General features: G+C 66.3%; 25 protein-coding genes. 16 read left to right on the forward strand and 9 right to left on the reverse strand.

Translation table 11 applies throughout. From position 1 onward, the window contains the following. Positions 1-4: 4 nt before the first annotated feature. Positions 5-406, reverse strand: coding sequence for a peptide-methionine (R)-S-oxide reductase MsrB (gene msrB, locus AC1DYL_RS12740; RefSeq protein WP_477157222.1), 402 nt, complete (start codon positions 404-406; stop codon positions 5-7). Between the two features lie 167 nt (positions 407-573). On the opposite strand from msrB, the gene mbhE reads away from it, so the two are divergent. The 10 genes from mbhE to AC1DYL_RS12790 all read left to right on the forward strand — a co-directional run bounded on the left by mbhE (position 574) and on the right by AC1DYL_RS12790 (position 8,304). Next, complete coding sequence (mbhE, locus tag AC1DYL_RS12745; RefSeq protein WP_477173416.1) at positions 574-2,949, forward strand: hydrogen gas-evolving membrane-bound hydrogenase subunit E; 2,376 nt, start codon at positions 574-576, stop codon at positions 2,947-2,949. Further along, entirely contained in the window at positions 2,946-3,368 is a 423-nt protein-coding gene (locus AC1DYL_RS12750) for an MnhB domain-containing protein (protein ID WP_477173417.1), read from the forward strand. Before mbhE ends, AC1DYL_RS12750 begins: the two co-directional genes overlap by 4 nt. Beyond that, positions 3,368-3,745 (forward strand): Na+/H+ antiporter subunit C, encoded by a 378-nt coding sequence (locus AC1DYL_RS12755; RefSeq protein WP_477173418.1) that lies wholly within the window; start codon positions 3,368-3,370, stop codon positions 3,743-3,745. Before AC1DYL_RS12750 ends, AC1DYL_RS12755 begins: the two co-directional genes overlap by 1 nt. Further along, on the forward strand, positions 3,745-5,322 hold the full coding sequence (locus tag AC1DYL_RS12760) for a proton-conducting transporter transmembrane domain-containing protein (RefSeq protein WP_477173419.1): 1,578 nt from the start codon (positions 3,745-3,747) through the stop codon (positions 5,320-5,322). Before AC1DYL_RS12755 ends, AC1DYL_RS12760 begins: the two co-directional genes overlap by 1 nt. After that, a complete protein-coding gene (locus tag AC1DYL_RS12765; protein WP_477173420.1) occupies positions 5,319-5,798 on the forward strand; it encodes a Na+/H+ antiporter subunit E in 480 nt (159 codons plus the stop codon). Before AC1DYL_RS12760 ends, AC1DYL_RS12765 begins: the two co-directional genes overlap by 4 nt. Continuing rightward, on the forward strand, positions 5,795-6,100 hold the full coding sequence (locus AC1DYL_RS12770; protein ID WP_477173421.1) for an MrpF/PhaF family protein: 306 nt from the start codon (positions 5,795-5,797) through the stop codon (positions 6,098-6,100). Before AC1DYL_RS12765 ends, AC1DYL_RS12770 begins: the two co-directional genes overlap by 4 nt. Beyond that, on the forward strand, positions 6,097-6,423 hold the full coding sequence (mnhG, locus tag AC1DYL_RS12775; protein ID WP_477173422.1) for a monovalent cation/H(+) antiporter subunit G: 327 nt from the start codon (positions 6,097-6,099) through the stop codon (positions 6,421-6,423). The genes AC1DYL_RS12770 and mnhG overlap by 4 nt, the downstream gene beginning before the upstream one ends. Positions 6,424-6,576: 153 nt before the next feature. Then, on the forward strand, positions 6,577-6,999 hold the full coding sequence (locus tag AC1DYL_RS12780; RefSeq protein WP_477150141.1) for a Ros/MucR family transcriptional regulator: 423 nt from the start codon (positions 6,577-6,579) through the stop codon (positions 6,997-6,999). A gap of 143 nt (positions 7,000-7,142) precedes the next feature. After that, entirely contained in the window at positions 7,143-7,556 is a 414-nt protein-coding gene (locus tag AC1DYL_RS12785; RefSeq protein WP_477157229.1) for a helix-turn-helix domain-containing protein, read from the forward strand. Next, entirely contained in the window at positions 7,543-8,304 is a 762-nt protein-coding gene (locus tag AC1DYL_RS12790) for a DUF6456 domain-containing protein (RefSeq protein ID WP_477173423.1), read from the forward strand. Before AC1DYL_RS12785 ends, AC1DYL_RS12790 begins: the two co-directional genes overlap by 14 nt. A gap of 17 nt (positions 8,305-8,321) precedes the next feature. On the opposite strand, the gene AC1DYL_RS12795 is transcribed toward AC1DYL_RS12790, so the two are convergent. The 3 genes from AC1DYL_RS12795 to AC1DYL_RS12805 form a co-directional block, all read right to left on the reverse strand. Next, the gene (locus tag AC1DYL_RS12795) at positions 8,322-8,999 is read right to left on the reverse strand and encodes a class I SAM-dependent methyltransferase (protein ID WP_477173424.1); all 678 of its coding nucleotides are present in this window, start codon (positions 8,997-8,999) and stop codon (positions 8,322-8,324) included. Between the two features lie 21 nt (positions 9,000-9,020). Beyond that, positions 9,021-9,440 (reverse strand): SufE family protein, encoded by a 420-nt coding sequence (locus AC1DYL_RS12800; protein ID WP_477173425.1) that lies wholly within the window; start codon positions 9,438-9,440, stop codon positions 9,021-9,023. Positions 9,441-9,710: 270 nt separating this feature from the next. Next, positions 9,711-9,968 carry a hypothetical protein gene (locus AC1DYL_RS12805; protein WP_477173426.1) on the reverse strand — a complete coding sequence of 86 codons (258 nt, stop codon included), beginning with the start codon at positions 9,966-9,968 and terminating at the stop codon, positions 9,711-9,713. A 388-nt stretch (positions 9,969-10,356) separates the two neighbouring features. On the opposite strand from AC1DYL_RS12805, the gene AC1DYL_RS12810 reads away from it, so the two are divergent. The 4 genes from AC1DYL_RS12810 to AC1DYL_RS12825 are packed head-to-tail and all read left to right on the forward strand — an operon-like array spanning position 10,357 to position 14,499. After that, positions 10,357-12,171: a PAS domain-containing sensor histidine kinase gene (locus AC1DYL_RS12810; protein ID WP_477150147.1), complete on the forward strand. Its 1,815-nt coding sequence runs from the start codon at positions 10,357-10,359 to the stop codon at positions 12,169-12,171. Then, positions 12,168-13,502 carry a peptidoglycan-binding domain-containing protein gene (locus AC1DYL_RS12815; protein ID WP_477173427.1) on the forward strand — a complete coding sequence of 445 codons (1,335 nt, stop codon included), beginning with the start codon at positions 12,168-12,170 and terminating at the stop codon, positions 13,500-13,502. The genes AC1DYL_RS12810 and AC1DYL_RS12815 overlap by 4 nt, the downstream gene beginning before the upstream one ends. A gap of 47 nt (positions 13,503-13,549) precedes the next feature. Continuing rightward, positions 13,550-14,131 carry a shikimate kinase gene (locus tag AC1DYL_RS12820; RefSeq protein ID WP_477173428.1) on the forward strand — a complete coding sequence of 194 codons (582 nt, stop codon included), beginning with the start codon at positions 13,550-13,552 and terminating at the stop codon, positions 14,129-14,131. A gap of 32 nt (positions 14,132-14,163) precedes the next feature. After that, entirely contained in the window at positions 14,164-14,499 is a 336-nt protein-coding gene (locus AC1DYL_RS12825) for a DUF1491 family protein (RefSeq protein WP_477173429.1), read from the forward strand. Here the strand turns inward: AC1DYL_RS12825 and AC1DYL_RS12830 are convergent. Next, positions 14,496-15,638 (reverse strand): DUF2336 domain-containing protein, encoded by a 1,143-nt coding sequence (locus tag AC1DYL_RS12830; RefSeq protein ID WP_477157235.1) that lies wholly within the window; start codon positions 15,636-15,638, stop codon positions 14,496-14,498. The genes AC1DYL_RS12825 and AC1DYL_RS12830 overlap by 4 nt on opposite strands. Before the next feature lie 364 nt (positions 15,639-16,002). Here AC1DYL_RS12830 and AC1DYL_RS12835 point away from each other — a divergent pair, with 364 nt between their 5' ends. After that, complete coding sequence (locus AC1DYL_RS12835) at positions 16,003-16,794, forward strand: hypothetical protein (RefSeq protein WP_477157236.1); 792 nt, start codon at positions 16,003-16,005, stop codon at positions 16,792-16,794. Position 16,795: 1 nt separating this feature from the next. Here AC1DYL_RS12835 and AC1DYL_RS12840 read toward each other — a convergent pair whose 3' ends face one another. From AC1DYL_RS12840 to AC1DYL_RS12850, 3 genes are read right to left on the reverse strand one after another with little or no spacing between them, the layout of a single operon-like run. Next, on the reverse strand, positions 16,796-17,344 hold the full coding sequence (locus tag AC1DYL_RS12840) for a DUF1254 domain-containing protein (protein ID WP_477173430.1): 549 nt from the start codon (positions 17,342-17,344) through the stop codon (positions 16,796-16,798). After that, a complete protein-coding gene (locus AC1DYL_RS12845; RefSeq protein WP_477173431.1) occupies positions 17,341-17,886 on the reverse strand; it encodes a DUF1214 domain-containing protein in 546 nt (181 codons plus the stop codon). The genes AC1DYL_RS12840 and AC1DYL_RS12845 overlap by 4 nt, the downstream gene beginning before the upstream one ends. A gap of 36 nt (positions 17,887-17,922) precedes the next feature. Next, positions 17,923-20,088: a transglycosylase domain-containing protein gene (locus AC1DYL_RS12850; RefSeq protein ID WP_477150155.1), complete on the reverse strand. Its 2,166-nt coding sequence runs from the start codon at positions 20,086-20,088 to the stop codon at positions 17,923-17,925. A 132-nt stretch (positions 20,089-20,220) separates the two neighbouring features. Here AC1DYL_RS12850 and AC1DYL_RS12855 point away from each other — a divergent pair, with 132 nt between their 5' ends. Further along, positions 20,221-20,676, forward strand: coding sequence for a YcgN family cysteine cluster protein (locus AC1DYL_RS12855; RefSeq protein WP_477150156.1), 456 nt, complete (start codon positions 20,221-20,223; stop codon positions 20,674-20,676). Positions 20,677-20,724: 48 nt separating this feature from the next. Here AC1DYL_RS12855 and AC1DYL_RS12860 read toward each other — a convergent pair whose 3' ends face one another. After that, complete coding sequence (locus AC1DYL_RS12860; RefSeq protein WP_477173432.1) at positions 20,725-21,171, reverse strand: hypothetical protein; 447 nt, start codon at positions 21,169-21,171, stop codon at positions 20,725-20,727. Between the last annotated feature and the right edge of the window lie 103 nt (positions 21,172-21,274).

Here is a 21,274-nt window from a genome sequence, read left to right on the forward strand (position 1 = left end):
AGGATTACGCCTTCGGCTCGAACTGCAAGCTCGTGCCGTTCATGCAGTAACGATCGCCCGTGGGGTTGGGGCCGTCGGGGAAGATGTGGCCGAGGTGGGCGCCGCAGTTGGCGCAGTGGGCTTCGACGCGGACCATGCCGTGGCTCTTGTCGATGGTCTGGGCGACCGAGCCCTCGATGGCCTTGAAGAAGCTGGGCCAGCCGGAGCCGGATTCGTACTTGGTGTCGGCCGTGAACAGCGCAGCGCCACACGAGGCGCAGTGATAGATGCCGTCACGCTTTTCGGTGTTGTAGATGTGGGACCACGGACGCTCGGTGCCGTGCTCGCGCGCGACGCGGTAGAGCTCGGGGGTGAGCGTGGCACGCCACTCTTCATCAGACTTCTGAACCTTGAAGGTCTCGCTCATCGGGAATCTCCGTTACGGCGCAAGATATGGCGATTGTGGCCGTGGATCGCAAATCCCCGAGCACTCACAAAGCTGTGGTGCATCTGACTGGGCCGACCGGTTTGCCTTGCCGGGGCGGGGGGAGGGGCTAAGCTGGCGCCAGCGAATCCCACAGGGGGCGGACCCGGGTGGAGGCCACACCGGCAATAGCGATTGCACTCGTCGTGCTGCTGCCCTTCGTGGTGGCGGCATTGGCGCCGCTGGTCCATCGGCTGGTTGGCGACTTCGCCGGCTGGGTGGTGGCGCTGGTCCCGGTTGGCGGGTTCATCGCGCTTTGGGGTCTGGTCGGGCGGGTCTCCGACGGCGAGATGATCACCGTCGCCTGGCCCTGGGCCCCATCCTGGGGGCTCGAGCTGAGCTTCCTGATCGATGGACTGAGCCTCGTTTTTGCGCTGACCATTGCCGGGATCGGGGCGTTCATCCTGCTCTACTCCGGCGCTTACCTGAAGGGGCACAAGCAGGGACGGTTCCTTGGGTTCATGCTGGCCTTCATGGGGGCGATGCAGGGGTTGGTGCTGGCTGACAATCTGGTGGCGCTCTACCTGTTCTGGGAGCTGACTTCAGTCGCCTCGTTCCTGTTGATCGGCTTCGACCATACGCGGCAGGCGGCGCGGCGGGCGGCGATACAGGCGCTGGTGGTGACCGGCTTCGGCGGGCTGGCGCTGCTGGCGGCGGGGGTGGTGATCTACAGCATTTCGGGTGGCTGGGAGCTGAGTGCGGCAGGCGATCTCAAGGGCAACGTCGCCTATCCGCTGCTGGTCGGCCTGGTGTTGCTCGCTGCCTTCACCAAATCGGCGCAGCTGCCGTTCCATTTCTGGCTGCCCAACGCCATGGAGGCGCCGACGCCGGTTTCGGCGTACCTGCATTCGGCGACCATGGTGCAGGGCGGCGTGTACCTCGTAGCGCGGATGACACCGCACTTGGGCGGTGAGGCGATCTGGAACTTGACGCTCATGGCGTTCGGCGGCGCGACGCTGCTGTGGGGGGCGATCGCGGCGCTGCGGCAGACCGATTTGAAGCAGATGCTGGCGCAGACGACGCTGGCCTCGCTCGGGCTGCTGATGCTGCTGCTGGGGGCAGGGACCGAACTCGCGGTGACCGCGGCGGTGCTCTATTTCATCGCGCATGCGCTTTACAAGGCGGGGTTGTTCCTCGTCGCCGGGGCGATCGACCATGGCACCGGCACGCGCGACATCACCATGCTCGGGGGTTTGCGCGATCCGATGACGGTGAGCTTCATCGGCACCATCATGGCGAGCGCGGCGATGTTCGGGCTGCCGCCGCTGATCGGGTTCTTCGCCAAGGAAGAGATGTACGCGGCGCTGGCGCTCGGGCAGTTCGAGTCGCTGGTGGCGTTGGCCGCGCTGGTCGCCGGCAACGCACTGCTCGGGGCGATCGGGCTGGCGCTGCTGATCAAGCCGTTCATGGGGCAACTGCTGCCGACGCCAATCGAGGCGCACGAGGCGCCGGTGGCGATGCTGGCGGGGCCTATCGTGCTCGGGGTGCTCGGCATCTTTTTCGGCTTCGTGCCGGCGCTGGCGGGACAACTGGCGGTGGCTCCGGCGACATCGGCGATCCTCGGGGTCGAGGTGGTGACGCACCTGGCGTTCGGCCTGGACCTGCTCGGGCCGGCGTTCTGGCTGTCGGTGGCGACGTGGCTGCTGGCGATCGGGCTGTTCATGCGGCTCGACTTTGCGCGGACGCTGTTGCGGCGGGCGGCGACGGTGATCGGCTGGAGCTTCGATATCGGCTTCGACTGGGTGTATTTCGGCATCGTGCGGATTGCCGGCGGGGTGACGCGGCTGCTGCATCACGGGCGGCTGGAGCTGTATTTGCTCGTGGTGTTCGTGCTGCTGGCGGCAGCGGCGATCGGGCCGCTCTGGCTGATGGACGGGCTGCCGCGGGGACCTCGGAGGGTCGACCTGCAGTTCTACGAATGGGGGCTGGTCGGGCTGGCCGTGCTCGGCGTGGTGACGGTGGTCTATGCGCGGAGCCGGCTGTTCGCGATCCTGGCGCTCGGGGTGCAGGGGCTGGCGGTGGCGCTGCTCTATCTGCTGGTCGGCGCGCCGGACCTGAGCTTCACTCAGTTCATGGTCGAGATCCTCAGTGTGGTGATCCTGGCACTGGTGATGACCCGGCTCGATCTCGACACCGCCGACCCGCGCCCGCTCGAGGACTGGGCCCGCGACGGCGCCGTGGCGCTGCTCGGGGGCGTGGCGGTGACGATGCTGCTCTGGGCGGTGATCGAGGGGCCGTTCGATGCGCGGCTCTCGACGTTCTTCAACGCGCACAGCGTGCCGCTGGCGCATGGCCACAACGTCGTCAACGTCATTCTCGTCGACTTCCGCGGGCTGGATACGCTGGGCGAGATTTCGGTGGTGATGACGGCGGGGATCGCCATTCTCGCGCTGATCCGCGGGGCGAAGCGGCGGAAGCCGGTAGTGCCTGAGACGGAGCCGACGCCTGCGTCGAAGCCTCGGCGGACGCGAAAGGCGGCGGCATGAACTCGCTGATTTTCCGCACCATCGCGCCGCTGCTGGTCGCCGTGATGCTGGTGTTCTCGGTGTTCGTGCTGCTGCGCGGGCACAACGAGCCGGGCGGCGGCTTTATCGGCGGGCTGATCGCGGCGTCGGCACTGGCGATCTACGGCATGGCCATGGGCCCTGACGCGGCGCGCACCGCGCTGAAGGCGCATCCGCTAGCCTATGCCGGCTTCGGCGTGGCGCTGGCGGCGCTGGTCGGGGTGCTGTCGATCCTGTTCGACGTGCCGTTCCTTACCGGGCTCTGGACCATTTTCGAGTTCGACGAGGTGGAGGTCGCGGTGTCGACGCCGATGGTGTTCGACATCGGGGTCTATTTCGTCGTCTTCGGCACCATTTCCGCGGTGGCGTTGGCCCTCGAAGAAGAGGGGGGCGAGGGCTGATGGATCACGTCATCGCCGCGCTCTCGGGCGTGTTCCTCACCGCCGCGATGTACCTGCTGCTATCGCGCTCGCTGATCCGCATGCTGCTCGGGCTGGTGCTGCTGGGGAACGCGGTGAACCTGCTGATCCTCGTCGCCGGGCGGCTGGGGCGGATCGTGCCGCCGATCGCGCTGGGTGACGCGAGGGCGCCGCTGGAGGGCGCCGCCAACCCGCTGCCGCAGGCGCTGATCCTCACTGCGATCGTCATCGGCTTTGCGATGTTTTCGTTCCTGCTGGTGCTGGCTTATCGGGCCTACCAATCGCTCGAGGCAGACGATACCGACCGGATGCGCGTCGCCGAGCCGCGCGGTGGCCCCAAACCACCGATGAGCTACTGATGGCCGGCGCGTTCCAGGATTTCGCGACGCATCCAACCGACTGGCTGGTGATCCTGCCGGTGGTGCTGGCGCTGCTCAGTGGCGCCGTGCTGCTGATGCTGCGCGAGGCGAAGGAGGCGCAGTTCTGGCTGGCGCTGGCGGTGGTGGCGGTGATCTTCGTTTCCGACATCGCACTGGCGCTGCGGGTGAGCGAGCTGGGGCCGGTGGCGATGACCATGGGGCGCTGGCTGCCGCCCTTCGGCATCAGCTTTGTCGCCGACATCACCAGCGCGGTGTTCGCCATGGCGGCGGCGGGGGTGACACTGCTGCTGCTGGTCTACCTGCGGATGGACATGCCCGACCGGGCGCGGCGGGACGGGGTCTATCCGCTGATCCTGCTGCTGTTGGCGGGGGTGAGCGGCTCGTTCCTCACCGGCGATCTGTTCAACCTCTACGTGTGGTTCGAGGTGATGCTGATCGCCAGCTTCGGCCTGATGGTGCTGGGCGGGCGCAACATCCAGCTCGACGGCACGGTGAAGTACGGCTTCCTCAATTTCCTCGCGACGACGTTCTTCCTCGCCGCGCTCGGGCTGCTCTACGGCACGCTCGGTACCCTCAACATGGCCGACATCGTGGCGCGCGCCAGCGTGGCGAGCCCGGCGGTGATGGCCTCGATCGCGGCATTGCTGCTCTTGGCCTTCGGCATGAAGGCGGCGGCGTTCCCGGTGAATGCGTGGCTGCCGGCGAGTTACCACGCGCCGCCGGCGGCGATCTCGGCGCTGCTGGCGGGGTTGCTGACCAAGGTGGGCGTCTACGCGCTGCTGCGCGCGCTGGTGATGTTGCTGCCGGCGAGCCGCGAGGTGCTGGAGCCGGTGCTGGCGGTAGTGGCGATAGCGACGCTGATTCTCGGGCCGCTGGGGGCGATCGCCGAGACCAATTTGCGGCGGGCCCTGGGGTTCCTCGTCATCGGCGGGATCGGCGCGACGATTGCCGGCGCGGCGCTGGGCAACGCAGCGGGGCTGGCGGGGTCGGCGACTTACGTGCTGCACGCCATGCTGACGATCACCGGGCTGTATCTGGTCGCTGGGCTGCTCGAGGCTATGACCGGCGAGACGGATACGCGACGGATGGGCGGGATTTATGCTGCGGCGTCGTGGCCGTCGCTGCTGTTCTTCGTCTTGATGCTGGCGGTGGCGGGGGTGCCGCCGTTCCTCGGCTTCTGGCCGAAGCTGTTGTTGGTGCAGGGCGGTATCGAGGACTGGGGTCTCGGGCGCGATGGCTGGGGGCTGGCGGTCTGGGTCGCTGTGCTGGTGAACGCGCTGCTGACGCTGATCGCGGTGAGCCGGCTCTGGGCCCATATCTTCTGGCGCGCCGGGCATGAGGGGGCCGCGTCCGAGGCGCCGAACCCGGACCTGAGGCCGCTGACGCGACCGGCAAGCTGGTTGGGGCTCGGCTCGGCCGGGGTGCTGGCGCTGGTGGTGCTGGCGCTCGGGCTGTGGCCGGAGCCGCTGCTCGGCTTCGGCAAACAGGCGGCTGCTGGGTTGCTGCGGCCGGTGGGGTACATTGCCGCCGTCGGGCTGGAGGGAGCCGTGCCATGAGCCTTGTCCTCCTTACTATTGTCCTCGCGTTGGGCTGGGCGGCGGCGACCGGCAGTTTCACGCTACCCAACCTGCTGCTGGGCGCTCTGGTCAGCGGTGCCGGACTGTTCGTGGTGCGCCGGTATGTGTCGCGCCCGCAACTGCTGCCGCGCGCCTGGCGAATCGTCTCGCTGGCGCTGCTGTTCATCGGCGAGCTGGTGATCAGCGCGCTGCGCGTGGCGCGGCTGGTGATCCGGCCTGATCTCAACGCGCATATCCGGCCGGCGATCATCGCGTTTCCGCTCAGCGTGACGAGCGACGCCGAGATCACGCTGCTGGCCAACCTGATCACCCTGACGCCGGGCACGCTGAGCGTCGATGTCTCCGAAGATCGGCGGTTCCTCTACATCCACGTCATCCACGTCACCGACCGTGCGGCGTTCATCAAGGATATCGCCGACGGCTTCGAGGCGAAGGTGATGGGAGCGTTCCGATGAGCGGCGCGCTGGCACTGCAGTGGGCGAGCCAGGCGGCCTTGGGGCTGCTGCTGTTCGGGATGCTGCTGGCGGTGATTCGGCTGATCCGTGGGCCGAATCTGGGTGACCGCATCCTGGCGCTCGACCTGATTACCGTGCTCGCCACCGGCTTCATCGTCGGGGTGGCGGTGCTGACCGGTTTCTCGCTCTATGTCGATATCGCCATCGCGCTGGCGCTGGTCGGATTTCTCTCCACTGTGGCGCTGGCGCGCTACCTGATGAGCCGGGCGGCGGGACGCCAGAAGCAGGGGACCGAGCAATGATCGTCGAGCTTGCTCAATATCTTGCGGCGTTGCTGATCCTTGCCGGGGCGTTGTTCAGCCTGATCGCCGCGATCGGGGTTTTGCGGCTGCCGGACCTCTATACTCGGCTACATGCAGCTTCCAAGGCGGGCGCCGTAGGTGCGGGACTGGTCTTCCTCGCCCTCGCAGTGACGTCGTTCGACGGCGCGGTGGTGCTACGCGCGCTGCTGGGCATTGTCTTCTTGCTGTTGTCGACGCCGGTCTCGGCGCATCTGCTGGCCCGTGCGGCATATCGCTGCGGCGAGGCCCCGACGCCCGCGACGACTGTCGACGATTTCAGTTGATGTGCTAATGCGACTGCACATTATTGCCGCAAATCAAAGGTTATACACATCGACGACAGTTGCTATTGCATTTGCAGTGCAGCGGTTCTAATGAACAGTCCAGGGCAAGGCTGCCACCCCTTCGCCCTGACATACCGCAGAAAAGGACCCGAAATGACCGACATCATCAGCGGCAATGCCGCGGCTGACAACGATCTCATCGATCTGAGCGCCGACATCGTCTCCGCTTATGTTAGCCACAATGCACTCAGCGTTACCGACCTGCCCAAGCTGATTGCAGACGTACACTCCGCCCTGCGTAACCTGCAGTCCCCCGTTGCCGCCGAACCGGCCGAGGAACTGAAGCCCGCCGTCCCGGTTCGTAAGTCCGTTGCTCCGGACTTCATCATCTGCCTCGAGGACGGCAAGAAGTTCAAGTCACTGAAGCGGCACCTGCGCACGCACTACAATCTCTCGCCCGAAGAATATCGCGAGAAGTGGGGCCTGCCGGCTGATTACCCGATGGTCGCGCCGAACTACTCGGCGACCCGCTCGCGTCTTGCCAAGGACAATGGTCTCGGCCGCAAGGCTGCCTGATCTCGTCCAGTCGATAGCCGACTTCGTCCGTGGCCGCTCCGAAAGGGGCGGCCACGCTGCATTTCCGGACTATCTCGGCCGACTTATCCCCGCTCCAGCATTGCCCGTTATAGGAATATCGTCCTATATCGTCGGAGGTGGCAATGCGGAGCGAATTGGCACAGGCGGGCGAGGCCCCCGCATCGAGACTGCGAACCCGGGGGCGGTTGCTGCGGCTCGACCCGCGCCGCGCCGACCCGCGTGGCTGGCGGCTGGCTGAACTGGTGGCGGCCGAGCGCGGCGTGCGCCTCAAGGCGCTGTTCCAGCCAGACCGCGGACAGGCCGATATCGCGCTGGCGCGGCAGCTGGCGATGTACCTGATGCATGTCGAATTTGGCCGGCTGTATGCCGATGTCGGTCGCTTCTTCCATCGCGACCGCACGACGGTGTCGCACGCCTGTGCGCTGATCGAAGACCTGCGCGACGATTGCGAGTTCGACGCGATGCTGGAGCGGCTGCGGCTGGCGCTCCTCGACGAGGCAAAGCGCGAGCGGGAGGCTGCTGATGCAGCGGCCTAGCAAAGCGGCATTGCGGTTCGTGCGCGCGCTGTTGCCGGATGGGGTGGCACGAGTTGGGGATGAGGTGTTCGCCGTTGAACATGACGGGCGTCAGGTGTCGCTGGCCGCCGGGGAGGTGCAGGGTTTGGCGTCGCTCGGTGTGCTCGACGCCGATGCCGGGACCTGTCGGGCCAACCGGGGCACGGCGCAGTGGCTGAAGCGGCAGATGCTCGAGGAAGACGCGTTTGCGGCGCAGCACCGGGTCGAGGCACGCGGTGAGGGCGACACAGTGCTCAACCTCGTGGAGAGCCCGCTGGCACGGCTGGCGGTGGCGACGGGTGAGGGCGAAGCCTTTCTTGCGCCGCACCAGGTAGAGGCGGGCGAGCGGCTGCGCCGGCTGGTCGAGCGGGCGCAACTGCAGCCGCGGCTGACGATGAGCTATTCGGCAGCGCACACCGCCGGCAAGGGAGCCGCGCATGCCAGCGAAATCGGCGACATGGCGGCCGATGCGCGGAACGGCCTGGCCGATCTGCACCGGCAACTTCCGCATGACTGCGCCGAGGTGGTGCTCGACGTCTGCGGCTTCGGCAAGGGCCTGCAGCAGATCGAGACCGAGCGCGGCTGGCCCCGCCGCAGCGCCAAGCTGGTGCTGCGGATCGGGCTCGACCGGCTGGCGGAGATCTGGGGGATCGGTGCTATGGCGATCGGGGTTGAGACGAGGCGGCGGCGGGCCTGGATGGATGGGGTGCGGGTTGCGATGTTTAGGTGAGGCTCTGCGGAGTGGCGCTAGCCAGCGTAACCGACCCAGCCCCTGAAGCTCAGGCCGGCGTAGAACAGGCTGACCTCAGTAAAGCCGGCTTCGCGGAGCATGGCTTCGTCTTCCTCGGGCGAGAGGATCGTCAGCCTCGTGGCGATGGCTTCGCGGGCGCTGGCCATCTTGCTGGGGTCGCTGCCCTCCGGGGCGCCGTAGGCGACGTGGCGGGCGACCCATTGCGAGCGCTCGGGCTCGGTCTGGGGGAAACTGATATGCGCCAAGGCGAAGGGGGCACCCGGCTCCAGGCGGGTGCGAACCTGCCGGAGTGTTTCGAGACGCTGGTCGCGCGGGATGAAGTGGAAGGTGAGGAGGCTGACGGCCGCGTCGAACGGGCCCGAAGGAGCGCCGTCAATATAGCCTTCGTGCAGCTGCATCCGCGGCAGGTGCTCACCCACCGTGTGTTCAGCCAGCCGGAGCATGTCGGCGGACGGATCGACGCCGACGAAGGACCAGCCGGGATGCGCGTCGGCAAGCGCCTTGAGCTCGAGCCCGCCGCCGGCGCCCAGCACCAGTACGCTGGCCTCTGGCGGCGTGCGTTCAGCCAGCAGCAGCGAGACCATGCGATGGAGGCTCGCAAACCCCGGCACCTGCCGCGGCGGGCCCTCGGCATAGGTATGGGCGGCGCTGGCGCTGAAGGGAGTTTGGGTCATCGGAGGTTTCGGTACGACCGGCTAAGCTGCCGCAACCGCCTTTGCCTCACGGCGCATGCGGTTGACCATAGCGACGAGCCCGTTCGAGCGCTGCGTCGTGAGGTGTTCGCGCAGGCCCAGTTCGTCGAAGATGGCGATGGCGTCGGTCTCGGCGATTTCGCGAGCCGGGCGGCCGGAATAGAGGGCGATCAGCACGGCAACGAGGCCGCGGACGATCATGGCGTCGGATTCGCCGCGATAGGTGAGGCTCGCGCCGTTGTGGTTGGAGACCAGCCAGACCTGCGAGGTGCAGCCGTGCACCTTGTTCTCGGCGTTCTTTTCGCTCTCGGCCAGCGGCGGCAGGGCCTGGCCGAGTTCGATGATGTAGCGATAGCGGTCCTCCCAATCGTCAAGGAAGGACAGGTTTTCGGCGATCTCGGCGAAGGCTGGCGGATGAGTCATAGGGGATAGATAGGCGATCAAGGGCGGCGATTGAAGCGCTTCCCGACTAATCGCGCAAAGAACGTGGCGAGGTCGGCGGCGGTCTCGGCCCGATGCTCCTCGGGGAAGAAGTGCCCGCCCGTTATCGCGTGGCCATGCCCCCTGAACTCGCCGGGCATGTGCAGGGTTCCTCGTCGCAGAAGAAAGAGAGCCGCAGTGCGGGGCAGCGCACTGCGGCTCGGCCAGGGATCGCTGTTGGAGTAGCGTCGGGGAAGCGACGCAACCCCTGGCTTAACCCATCCGATCCGGTCGCGGTCGGGGGAGCGGGACCGGGTTCGACGTCATTTGCATGGGCATGTCGACGGACGGGAACTTGCTGCCGGCGAGCACCGTGAGCGCGGCTTTGCCGCCGGCACATTCGAGGGTGCTGCATTCGCTGGCGAGAACCTGAGAGACGATGGCTTGCTGGCCGGCCTTGAGGGCCTGCTCGGATGCCTCGCCGGCGGTCTTGCCCAGATCGAAGTCCTTCGGCGCGATGATGAGAAACATCACCGTCAGCCAGAATGCAGACCTCAACAAGAACATCGTCGCCTCTTCCCGTACCGGCAGACCTGCTGCCTTTGTTGGGGGGACATTGGGCGCGGCGGCTTAAGTCGGGTTTCGCCTATTCGATAAAATTAGACACAAATGCGTCGCGTCGCGTCGAGTCGGATCGCGACTATTGCGAGTGCGGCGGGAGTTGGGTCGACGGGCCGCCGCCTCGGAACCACGCGTCGCTGCAAGGAACTGTTTACGCTAACCCCAGAAAGCCCCCGCGTAACCCCGTGGAACGGGTGCGGAACCCGCTCGGGACGGCTTCCCCTTAAACCCGCATTAGGCGTTCGGGTGGAAGCTCCGGGCAACAAGAAAAAGGGTGGCGGGGCGTTTGGTTCGAGTTATGCGTAGCCTCTGGTCATGGTTGAGCGATGTGTGGCGCACCGAGCCGGTGCGAGGCGCCGGCGGCCGTCCCGAGGCCCTGCGGCGGCAGGCCATTGCAACCAACGCCCGGCTGATCCTGATCCTCAGTCTCATCGGCATGCCGGCGGCGCTCTATGCGCTGACCCAGTCCATTCTGCTGCCCTTCGTCCTCGCCACCACCGGCATCGCCGCGGGCGTGCTGACCATGGCCTGGTGCCAGCGTGGCCAGTATGAGCGCGCGGCGGCCGGGCAGGTCTATGCCACGCTGCTCTGCGGGGCGCTTCTGACCGTCGCCGACCCGTCGATCGCCGATTTCGGCCTCGCCGTGGCGGTGCTCGGGCCGGTGCACGCGTCGCTCCTGACCCGCACCCCGGTGAAGAAGCGCGCGTGGGCGATGCTCGTCGTCGTGGTGGCGCTCGGAGTCTTGGCGAGCCTGGGCATTCTCGCCTGGCCGCAGCCGTTCCACTTCGGCAATACGCTCCTCGGCGGCTTCGTGTTTCTCGCCTCGGCGGCGATCGTCGCGCACTCGGCCAACCGGCTGAACTCGGTATTCGAGGTGTACGAGAAGGCGCAGATCAACGCCTATCGGCACCTGATCGAGCATGTGCAGGACGCGGTGATGCGCTTTGCCAGCGACGGCACGGTGCTGTTCACCTCGCGCTCGGCTGAAAAGCTGTTCGGCTGCCGGCGGTTCGAACTGAGCGGCAATGGCCTCGTCGAGCGCATCCACGTGATGGATCGCCCGACCTATCTCACCGCCTTCGCCGAAGCCAACCAGGACGGCCAGACCCGCCGCGTCGAGATCCGCATGCGCCGCGACGAGCCCGGCCCTTCCGCCGCCGCGCCGCGCTACGTGTGGGTGGAAGCCTCGCTTTCGCCGGTTATCGACGCCGATGCGCCCGGAGCGCGCAACGAGGTCGTGGTGCTCTTGCGCGACGTGACCGAGCGGCACGACTACATGAACGAGCTGCAGCGGGCCCGGAAGATCGCCGAAGAGGCGTCGAACGCCAAGTCGCGCTTCCTCGCCACCATTGGGCACGAGCTGCGCACACCGCTGAACGCCATTGTCGGCTTCTCCGAGATGATGACCTCGGGCGTCGTCGGCGAGCTTTCGCCGCAGCACAAGGAATACGCCACGCTGATCCAGCAGAGCGGCCACCATCTGATCGAGGTGGTGAAGATGCTGCTCGACATGAGCCGGCTGGAAGCGGGCAAGTTCGAACTGACCACCGAGCCGATCGCGCCCGAATCGCTGGTCGAGCCGTGCCTGAAGATGGTCGACGCCATGGCGCGGGCCAAATCGGTGCGGCTGATGACCGATATTCCGCGCAGCCTGCCGATGCTGGTGGCCGACGAGCGCGCCTGCCGGCAGATCCTGATCAACCTGCTGTCGAATGCCGTGAAGTTCTCCAACGAGCACTCGGTGGTGACCCTCGCGATGAAGCGGCAGGGCCGGCATCTCGCCATTTCGGTGGCCGACCACGGCATCGGCATGGGCGAGGAATCGGTGCGCCGAATCGGCGAGCCGTTCTTCCAGGCCCAGGACGGCCTGGCGCGCCGCTACGAAGGCACCGGACTGGGGCTTTCGATCGTCAAGGGACTGGTCGAATTGCATGATGGTGTGCTGCACACCAGCTCGTCGCCGGGCGAGGGCACCGTGATGACGGTTTTGCTGCCGATAAACGGTCCGGAAACCAAGGTGGAGGAAACTGCTGCCGTTACGCCCCTTCATCGGGACCCGGTTCAGCAGCAAATGCCCACCACATGGCACGACGAAAGAAAAAGAGCCCTATGACGGCAGCAACTCTTGCGCACCTGCCCTTGCAGGTCGGCGGCGTCGCATTGGCCCAGGCGGGCCGGGCGGCGCTCTGGGTCATTGCGCGCTACATGCGCTCGCCCCTCACCAATTCCGCGATCGCCGCGCTGGTGGTAACCACCGCCATGGCCGGCTCGAACGCACTTTATGGCCAGCGCCATCAGCATCCTGCGCCGCTGTTCTCGGCCGGGATCGATTCGCAGATCACCGCCGATATCGAACCGGTGATTCCGAAGACGCGGCCGAAGAGCTTCGTCGTGGCAACGCCGGCCAAGGTGCAGCGCCAGCTCGCAGTGGCGACGCCGGTCGACACCCAGGGCGGGCCGATCGGCAACAAGGACGTGTTCGAGGTGCAGCGCAAGCTCGAGCGGCTGCAGCTGTTTACCGGCACCGTCGACGGCTATTACGGTCCGCAGACGGCGCGGGCGCTGAAGAAGTTCGAAGAGCTGCGCGGGCTGAAGCCGACCGGCGAGCTGACGCGCGACATTATCGAGATGGTGCTGGCAGCGCCGCTGTCGACGCCCGAGGCGAAGCCGGCGGCACCGGTTGCCGCGCCTGTCGCGGCGGAACAGCCGGCCGCGGTGACGCTGCCCAAGCTGCAGGCGCCGCCTGTCGAGGCGGACCTGCCGGCGGCCACCAAGGTGAAGCCGCAGTCGCTGGCAGCGCTGGAGAAGCCGAAGCCGCTGACCGCCGACGTAGAAACGACCGGCTCGATCGAACCGGTGAAGCGCGCCAAATCCAACACCGTGCTCGGCCGCGCCGTACCCGAGACGCCGGAAGCGGCGCTGGAGATGGCGGCCGATACCGCAGGCGACGCCATCAACACCATTATCGACGGTGTGCAGTCGATGGCGATGACGACGGCGCCCGAGAAGAAGCCGGTGAAGCAGCAGTTCGCCGCGGAGACGAACGCGCTGACGACGGCGGAAGCCGTCGCGCCGATCCCGCTGGTGCCGAAGTCGCAGCAGCGAACCGAGGTCGCGGCTCTACCCGACAACCCGCAGGTCGGCGTGCCCCTGCAGATCGAGGAAGCGCCGCCCAAGCCGGGCGAGGATATTGCCGTGCTCGACACCGAAGCGACCCCCGACCAGATCATGGCGCCGTTCTCGGTGACCGATCCGGTGATCGTTGCCAAGGTGCAGCGCGGACTGGGGAGCCTCGGGTTCCTGCATGGCCCGGCCGACGGCGTGGCCGGCGAAGCGACCGCCAAGGCGATCCGCAACTTCGAGGTCTACTTCAACTACAAGGTGACCGGCCGGATCTCGCCCGAGCTGCTTGACCTCCTGGTTGACAACGGCGCTTCGATCTAGCGCCGTTTGAGATTGCACCCATCGTCCGGTCGCGGTCCGATGGGGGCATGGATTCGGCGGTTCATATCGAGACGCGACGACCCTGGCGGCAGGGTGAGATGCTCATGCTGCTGGGGCCGGGAGGCGTCGGCAAGTCGACGCTTGGTCGATCGCTGGCCAGAACGCTCGGTTGGTCGCTGATCGATCTCGATCTCGAGTTCTGCGAGCGGATCGAGGTGATCGGCAGCTTCATCGGCACGCATGGCTACGAGCTGTATCGGGCCGAGAATCTTGCCTTGGCCGAGCGGCTGGTTGGCGAGGCGGCTCCGTCGAGCATCTTCGTTACGTCCTCCGGTTTCCTTGCGGCAACGCCGGCCACCGACGATCGCCGCCGTGCTGACCGGTTGGTTGCCTCCGGCTATGGCGTGACCCTGCTGCCTTCGCTCGACATCGACATTGCTACCTCCATCGTGGTGGAGCGGCAGCTGACGCGTGGTTTTGGGTTTCAGCGCGAGTCGGAGGATCAGAAGTTTCGCGTGCGGTACGAGATCTACCGGGAGACGGGGGATATGCTTGTCTGCTCGGTGGGTGCGCCTGACCAGATCGCGGTAGCCGTGCTCGCCAGCCTTGGCCTGACGGCGCCAGCCTAGCCAGGCGCCGGGTTTTCCGGCACACGTGAACGATGTTTCGCACAGACCTCTGGGTTTCGGCGTTCGTTCGCCGGCATAACGATATCGGCCACATGTGCGTGGTATCCCGCCGCGGCGATCCGATCGCCGGGCAGATCTTCGTCGAGGTGGATCACCTCAACGGGGAAGTTTCGCTCTACACACCGGCGCCGGCGACGAGCCTCGGCGACAATTCCGAGGCCCGGGTGTTCCAGCTACGCTTCGACCATGTGGAGCCCGAGAAGGTGCGCGAGCGGATTGCGCGCGAGCACGATTTCGACCCGGATTTATGGGTGGTGTCGCTGGAGATGCGGAGCGGGGATTTGGGGCTGGAGGTGGCGAGGGGCTAGCTCGCCCTGGCCCCGATCCGCGCCAGCGCCTCGATCGCCTGATCCACCACCGGGTTGCGCTCGCGGGTTTGCGGGGGCGGGATGCGGCGGCGTTCGATTTCGAACGGCCGGTATTCCGGTTTGGTCATGTCGAGGAGGTTCACCTCGCCGCGCCAGGCGCTCATCAGGAAGGCCGTGGCGTCGACGCTGACGCTGTCGAACAGCTTGGAGAACTCGGCAAGCGCCTTGGAGCGGTCCTCGTCGTGGGACGTGGCGTGGATCAGCACCTTGAGGCCGTCCTGGGCGTTGCAGCCGAAGGCGCGCAGCACCACGAACAGGGCGGCGCCGGACGTATCGTGGGCGATCTGGCCGCAGCGGACTTCGTCGAGCCCGGTGATCTGATGCAGGAGCTTGGTGACTTCCGGGCGGCGGTTCTCGGAGAACAGCTTCATCAGCGCGCGGGTGAGCTCGCCGGTGGCGACCGACAGCTGCTCGAGCGTGCGCTTGATCGGGGCGTCCGGTGTCTCGCGCTTGGCGAAGGCGTTGATCACCTTGACCCGGTCGTTCTCACCCAGATCGAAGAAGGCGGGGGCGAGAAGGGCGGCATCGAAATCCTCGCGGGCGGCGAGTGACCAGGCGACCTGGTGATCCATTTGCGCCGAGCGGGCGAGGGCGCTGAGATAGGGGCCACGCGGCGAGATCGCCGTGTTGGTGGCGAGCGCGCGATAGACCTTGCGGCTGTTCATCTGAAACAGGCGGCCGAGCACGTTGTTGGAGAGATCGGCCCGGCGAGCGAGGGCGGCACCAAGCGTCACGTCGTTCGACGAGATCACCTTCAGCATCGTACCTTCGGAGAGCTTTGGCGCCGAAACGAGGAAATCCGGCAGGTCGTCGCCGAGGTGGCGCACGACGAGTTGCTCGAGCTCGGGGGACAGGTCCTCGGACCGGCCGAGCGTTGCCGCAGCCTTGGCGCGGGCAGCGGGCGCCGCAGCCGGGAACAGGCGCTGGGCCAGCGCCGCAAACTGTTCCATTTCGGCACTGGTCGGCCGTCCGCGACGCGCAAACGCATCGCATGCTGCGCAGAGCAGCGTGTTCGTTCGATCGACGCCGCCCGTCTCGATGAGGAGCTGAAACGTCTCGTAAGGCTGGAAACCGATCATATTTTGCCCTGAAAGGCCCCAGGATTCGGGCCTCAACCACTGGCCTGACTATTTCAGGGAAATCGTTAGCGAACTGTTAACCTTGACGAACTCTTAATGGCTTTCATCGGGTCCCTGCGTCGCTCCCGATCTGCCGATGGAAATGGGTCCCCGGCAGATATCGCCCGCCCGCCGGAGGCAAGGTTGGGAAAGCTGGTTCAACTACCAAAGCGTGGACGCACGAAAACGCGCTCCCAATCGGCGGGCACGGGCGAGGTCCTGTTGTTCACCGGGATACGCTACGAGCGGGGAGGCAACTCGCCGCTGCCGGACAAGCCGGTCGGAACGGCATCGGGCGGCAAGCGCCGCCGTGGCTGACCGGACGATGCTTCGCGCGCTGGGGCTGGCGCTGCTGCTTTGTGCTGCGCCGGTGGCCGGGCACGAGCTTGGCGATTTCGGCCGGGTGAAGCCCGGCGTGCTCAATGACGAGATCATTCCCGAGACCGACCGGCTGATGCGGCGGCTGGGCAACCAACCTGTCTCGAACTTCAATATCACCGACCAGGAGCGCGAGATGCACGACCGGGTGTACCGGTTCCTCATCGCGCGCCACGCCAGGGACTGGGCCTTCGACTACGAGCAGATCGTTTTCGTGGCCGGCGTGTTCAGCTCTCGCCCGGACAGGGTTGATCTCTATTACCGTTGGCTGACCAACGAGCGCTACGCCTCGTCGCGGGTGCGCTACAACACCATCGCCGATGACATCGGGGCGGACCTGCTGACTTTGCCGACCACTTTCGCGGCGATCTGCGCGGTGATCGAGATTGACCGGCAGCGCGCGGTGGCAGCCGCCGAGATTGGCGATATCGAGGCGGGCATGATCGAGCAGATGCACCTGCGCAAGGCCGAGAACGACCTCTATGTCGGTCGCTTCATCGCCGCGCTCGGCTACCGCTATGGCTCCTACAGCTACGCACTCGACCATTTCCTGGTGGAGACGCCGCACGGCGAGGCCATCGAGGTGGATGAACGGCTGAGCCGCATGGCCCCGTGGGTCGATCGGGCCGAAGCCTGGGACTTCTGCGGCGGTGGTCCGAACGGCTGGGATGACGACGAAGCCGCCATCCCCGGCCGCGTGCTGCTCGATGCGCCCAGCGAGGGCGAGTATCGGAAGTAGCTCAGGTGGCGATGGTGCCGCACTTGAGGCCGGTCAGCGCCTTCTCGTAGCGGGCGCGCATTTCCGGATGAGACGGGGCTAGGCGGACGACGACGAACAGGTCGTCTTCCTTGGCTTCGACGATCAGCAGGCCTTCGGCGACATCCAGCTTCTGCTCGGCGAGGAGGCGCGTCTGGCCCGGGTTGAAGATCCCCAGGTCGAGCGCCGTGCCGATACCGTCGCGGTTGGTGGTGGAATAGACCACCGTGCCGGCGCGGCTATAGACCGCGACCGACCAATAGGCCTGGGGCAGGGTGCCGCTGACCGAAGCGGGCCCGTTCCTGAGGTCGATCTTGCAGACGGCGTAGGCGAGTTCGGGGTCGAGCCGCAGCGGGTTGGCCTCGCCGGCCTTGGCCGCAGGCAGCACGGTGGGGCCGGGGCCGGCGCCGACTACGGCGACGCGATCCCAGGCGGCGGTGGCCGACAGCGACGGCAGGCTGAGGATCACCGCGATGTGGATGATGCCGCCGAGCACGACGCCGCCGAACAGCCAGAGCAGGGTGCGGATCATGCGCAGGCCTCGCGGATGATCGAGGGCAGGGCCGCGACATCAGCGCCGACGCCGGAGAGGCTGGATGTGTCGTAGAGCGTCAAGATCAGGTCGAAGGCGCCATTGCCGGTGATTTCCAGCCAGTTCTGCGGGGCAAGGGTCTTGGAGACATAGAGCTCGACCGAGCCGTCACCGGCCCGGCTGAGCCTGGCGCTGTGGAAGTCCATGGGGCCATCTTCGCGGCTGATCGGCGCGCCATTGTCGGGCGCCACGGGGACCAGGGTCCAGAAGCGCGCGGCTGGCGTCGTGCCATCGATGCGGTAGCGGCAGGCTCGATCGAGCCGGCGGTTGTCGCTGTCAGTGGTGGCGACGAACTGGATGCCCTCGCTGGCGCCGAGCTCGAGTGCGCCGGAGCGGGCGATGAAGGCGCGGGTGTAGGGATCGGGCGTGGGGATGCCGACATCGCGCCAGGCGGACCAGGGGCCGATCTCGATGGCGCCGAACAGCCGGCCGTCGCTGAGCGCGTACCAGCTGAGCCCGAAGCCCACGACCAGTGCGACCATCAGCATGGCCCCGAGATGAACGAGAAAGCGCAAGGGTTACAGCGCCTTGGCTGGAGTAGGGGGAGCGGCGACGGTGAGTGCGGCCTGGTTGCCGGCGCCGCCCAGGGCACTGCGCAACCGATCGGCAACTTCCAGCAGCTTGTCGGCGGCGCGGGGCTTCAGCCCGGGCGGGCGCTCGGCGACCGGGGCCAGCGGCTGGCCTTCCTCGGCGTTGGCGATGACGAACGGAGCGGGCTGGAAGTCGACGCCTTCGACCGGTTTGATCTCGATATTGGTATGGGCGTAGGCCATGAACTTCTGCCACGCGATAGTCGGCAGGATACCGCCGGTCAGCTTCTTGGTCGGCCGGTAGTCGTCATTGCCGAACCAGACGGCCGCCACGTAGTTGCCGGTGAAGCCGCAGAACCACGCATCGCGATAGGAAGAGGTGGTGCCGGTCTTGCCGACGGAGGGCACGCCCTCGATCTGCGCACGCCGGCCGGTGCCGCTTTCGACCACGGCGCGCATCATGCGGTTCATGTACTGCACGGTCTGCTCGCTGACCACGCGCACCTGCGGCGGGTTGGCTTCGGCGTCGAAGATCGGATCGCCGGCCAGCGTGGTGATGCGCGTGATGCCGTAGGCCGGCGTCTTGTAGCCGTGGTTCGCAAACACGGCGTAGGACGACGCCATGTCGATGACGCTGACCGAGGCGGCGCCGAGCGCCAGCGAGCGGGTGACCGGGAAATCGTTGGTGAGGCCGATCTTGTGTGCGAAATCGGCGATCGGCTGCCGGCCCATCTTGATCGAGAGGTTGACCGGCACGGTGTTGATCGACTGCTGGAAGGCTGAGATCAGGCTGATGCGGCCGACGGCGTTGCCCGAATAGTTGCGCGGGCACCAATTGCCGATGCATTGCGTCGCGCCGCTGACGACGGTGTCGGGGTCGTACTCGGGGATGTTCTCGAACGCCGCGCCATAGTCGAACAGCTTGAAGGCCGAGCCCGGCTGGCGGTTGGGGACGATCGAGCGGTTGAACTGGCTCTTGCCGTAGTCCATGCCGCCGACCATGGCGCGGATCTGCCCGTTGGGCTCGAGCACGACCATCGCCGCCTGGCTGACGTTGTAGGCCTCGCCCTGCTCGCGGACGACGGAGGTGACGGCGTCCTCGGCATAGGACTGCAGCACCGGATCGATGGTGGTGCGCACGACGAACGTGTTGGAGTTGCTGCTTGAGGTCTCGATGACCTTCTTGGCCTCCTCGAAGGCATAGTCGAGGAAGTAGTTCGGCGAGTTGGCCTCAGCCGAGCGGTCGATCGGCACGGCAGGGTTGCGCCGCGCCGCCGTGACCTGCCCCTCGGTGAGAAAGCCCGCATCGACGAGGTTGGAGAGCACCAGGTTGGCGCGGCCGCGGGCTGCGGCGAGGTCGACATGTGGGGCATACTTGGTCGGCGCTTTGAACAGGCCGGCCAGCATCGCGGCCTCGGCAAGGTTCACCTCGGTGATCTTCTTGCCGAAATAGAACTCCGCCGCGGCCGCGGCGCCGAAGTTGCCGCCGCCCATATAGGCGCGGTCGAAATACAGCTTGAGGATCTCGTCCTTGGTATAGTGCCACTCGAGCCAGACCGAGAGGAAGGCTTCCTTGATCTTGCGCTCGAGCGTGCGCTCGGAGCTGAGGAACAGGTTCTTGGCCAGTTGCTGGGTGATCGAGGAGCCGCCCTGCGTTGAATTCTCGCCCTGGGCGTTCGAGACCAGCGCGCGCATGGTGCCGACAACGTCGATGCCCCAGTGGTCGTAGAAGCGCCGGTCCTCGGTGGCGAGCGCCGCCTTGACGAAATAGTCCGGCAGCTTGTCGAGCGGGTAGGAATCGTCCGACCGGATGCCGCGCCGGCCGATCTCGTTGCCGTAGCGATCGAGGAAGGTGACGGCGAAGTCCTCGGCCTTGTTGAAGCGGCCGCTGACCGTGGCATCGAACGCCGGCAGCGCCAGCGCGGTGACCAGCACCATGCCGATGGCGAGGAAGCTGAAGCCGTCCGACAGAATCTCGACGAAGAAGCGCTTGATGCCCGAAACGCGGAAGCGCGAGAAGAAGTCTTCGACCTGCGTGAAGCCGCGGCCAAGCGACTGGCCGAACTCGTAGAGCGCCGAGTCGAGCCAGGCATCGGCTGCCAGCATGCGGGTTTTCTTGCGCCGCTTCTCTTTGTGGTAGAACGGGTCCTGCAACCGAAAACTCCGCGACGTGCCCCGACGCTGGTCTTGAATCTCCCCAATTTGGGGCGCATTGGCAAGGCAGTCGCTCGAATATGATCAGCGGATAGTTTGCGCAAGCGTGTTGGCGCCACACGGGAATTCTGAATGGCCTTCTGGGAAGAAAAGACGCTCGAGGAAATGACTGACGTGGAGTGGGAAGCCCTCTGCGACGGCTGCGGGCGCTGCTGCCTGATGAAGCTCGAGGATGAGGACACCGGCGACATCTACGTGTCGGATGTGCGCTGCAAGCTGCTCGACGGCGACAGCTGCAAGTGCTCGGACTATCCCAACCGGCTGAAGGTGGTGCCCGACTGCATCAAGCTGACGCCCGAGAATGTCCGCACCATCGAGTGGATCCCCAAGACCTGCGCCTATCGCCGCATCGCCGAAGGCAAGGGCCTCGCCTGGTGGCACCCGCTGGTCTCGGGCGACCCGGAGACAGTGATGGCCGTCGGCGTCTCGGTGCGCGGCCGCACCGTGCCGGAGCAATCGGTGAAGCCGGGCGAGTGGGAAGACCACGTGGCGGATTGGCCCAACTGGGAGCCACCGGAGGAGATTTAGGGGAGCGCCAACGCGCTCCTAAATCCAGGTGGCCGACCGAACGTCGGCTCACTCCTCTCCCAGAGTGTGGCGTGCCCGGCTCACCCTGAATGCCGTGCTACTTCCAGGCGCGAGGTAGTAGTAGATGTCCGTGTCCGGGTTGTTCTTGGCGTGGGCCTCCCAAGACGTGCGACCGCCGATCTCTGCAACTGCGACCGCGTGAGTAGGAAAGCCAAAGGCGCTGAAAACGACTGTCTCCCAATAGATGTCGTCCAATCGGCGGGAGGCAGACAGGGACCAAACCTCATACGGACCAAAACCCCATTCGCACTGAAGGAAGTCGCCGTAGTGATTGAGCTCCGCAACGTGCGCTTTGCTGAGTAAGGCCAAGGGAAAGCCGCCATCCTCAAGGCGTTGCGCCAATTCACCGTTCCGCACCAGCGGGCAGGATTGAGCGGAGGCGGTCAGCACGATGACGACGAGGGCGGCAAGGCATGACGACGCCAAGTGTTTCAATCCAGCCCCCTGCGTTCTCGGGGCTAGGTGAGTGGCAGAAGTAGTTGGTTGTCAAGCTGGCCCCCCGCACCGGTCGCTTTGGGCGGTGGGTTCAAGTGGTCGC

This window comes from Devosia sp. P1_H9 (assembly GCF_056405135.1).

Excerpts from the sequence above, each read along its gene's own strand:
- msrB (WP_477157222.1), bottom strand. The coding sequence starts at position 406 with ATGAGCGAGACCTTCAAGGTTCAGAAGTCTGATGAAGAGTGGCGTGCC.
- AC1DYL_RS12750 (WP_477173417.1), top strand. The coding sequence starts at position 2,946 with ATGAACTCGCTGATTTTCCGCACCATCGCGCCGCTGCTGGTCGCCGTG.
- AC1DYL_RS12755 (WP_477173418.1), top strand. The coding sequence starts at position 3,368 with ATGGATCACGTCATCGCCGCGCTCTCGGGCGTGTTCCTCACCGCCGCG.
- AC1DYL_RS12760 (WP_477173419.1), top strand. The coding sequence starts at position 3,745 with ATGGCCGGCGCGTTCCAGGATTTCGCGACGCATCCAACCGACTGGCTG.
- AC1DYL_RS12765 (WP_477173420.1), top strand. The coding sequence starts at position 5,319 with ATGAGCCTTGTCCTCCTTACTATTGTCCTCGCGTTGGGCTGGGCGGCG.
- AC1DYL_RS12770 (WP_477173421.1), top strand. The coding sequence starts at position 5,795 with ATGAGCGGCGCGCTGGCACTGCAGTGGGCGAGCCAGGCGGCCTTGGGG.
- mnhG (WP_477173422.1), top strand. The coding sequence starts at position 6,097 with ATGATCGTCGAGCTTGCTCAATATCTTGCGGCGTTGCTGATCCTTGCC.
- AC1DYL_RS12780 (WP_477150141.1), top strand. The coding sequence starts at position 6,577 with ATGACCGACATCATCAGCGGCAATGCCGCGGCTGACAACGATCTCATC.
- AC1DYL_RS12785 (WP_477157229.1), top strand. The coding sequence starts at position 7,143 with ATGCGGAGCGAATTGGCACAGGCGGGCGAGGCCCCCGCATCGAGACTG.
- AC1DYL_RS12790 (WP_477173423.1), top strand. The coding sequence starts at position 7,543 with ATGCAGCGGCCTAGCAAAGCGGCATTGCGGTTCGTGCGCGCGCTGTTG.
- AC1DYL_RS12795 (WP_477173424.1), bottom strand. The coding sequence starts at position 8,999 with ATGACCCAAACTCCCTTCAGCGCCAGCGCCGCCCATACCTATGCCGAG.
- AC1DYL_RS12800 (WP_477173425.1), bottom strand. The coding sequence starts at position 9,440 with ATGACTCATCCGCCAGCCTTCGCCGAGATCGCCGAAAACCTGTCCTTC.
- AC1DYL_RS12805 (WP_477173426.1), bottom strand. The coding sequence starts at position 9,968 with ATGTTTCTCATCATCGCGCCGAAGGACTTCGATCTGGGCAAGACCGCC.
- AC1DYL_RS12810 (WP_477150147.1), top strand. The coding sequence starts at position 10,357 with ATGCGTAGCCTCTGGTCATGGTTGAGCGATGTGTGGCGCACCGAGCCG.
- AC1DYL_RS12815 (WP_477173427.1), top strand. The coding sequence starts at position 12,168 with ATGACGGCAGCAACTCTTGCGCACCTGCCCTTGCAGGTCGGCGGCGTC.
- AC1DYL_RS12820 (WP_477173428.1), top strand. The coding sequence starts at position 13,550 with ATGGATTCGGCGGTTCATATCGAGACGCGACGACCCTGGCGGCAGGGT.
- AC1DYL_RS12825 (WP_477173429.1), top strand. The coding sequence starts at position 14,164 with ATGTTTCGCACAGACCTCTGGGTTTCGGCGTTCGTTCGCCGGCATAAC.
- AC1DYL_RS12830 (WP_477157235.1), bottom strand. The coding sequence starts at position 15,638 with ATGATCGGTTTCCAGCCTTACGAGACGTTTCAGCTCCTCATCGAGACG.
- AC1DYL_RS12835 (WP_477157236.1), top strand. The coding sequence starts at position 16,003 with ATGCTTCGCGCGCTGGGGCTGGCGCTGCTGCTTTGTGCTGCGCCGGTG.
- AC1DYL_RS12840 (WP_477173430.1), bottom strand. The coding sequence starts at position 17,344 with ATGATCCGCACCCTGCTCTGGCTGTTCGGCGGCGTCGTGCTCGGCGGC.
- AC1DYL_RS12845 (WP_477173431.1), bottom strand. The coding sequence starts at position 17,886 with ATGGTCGCACTGGTCGTGGGCTTCGGGCTCAGCTGGTACGCGCTCAGC.
- AC1DYL_RS12855 (WP_477150156.1), top strand. The coding sequence starts at position 20,221 with ATGGCCTTCTGGGAAGAAAAGACGCTCGAGGAAATGACTGACGTGGAG.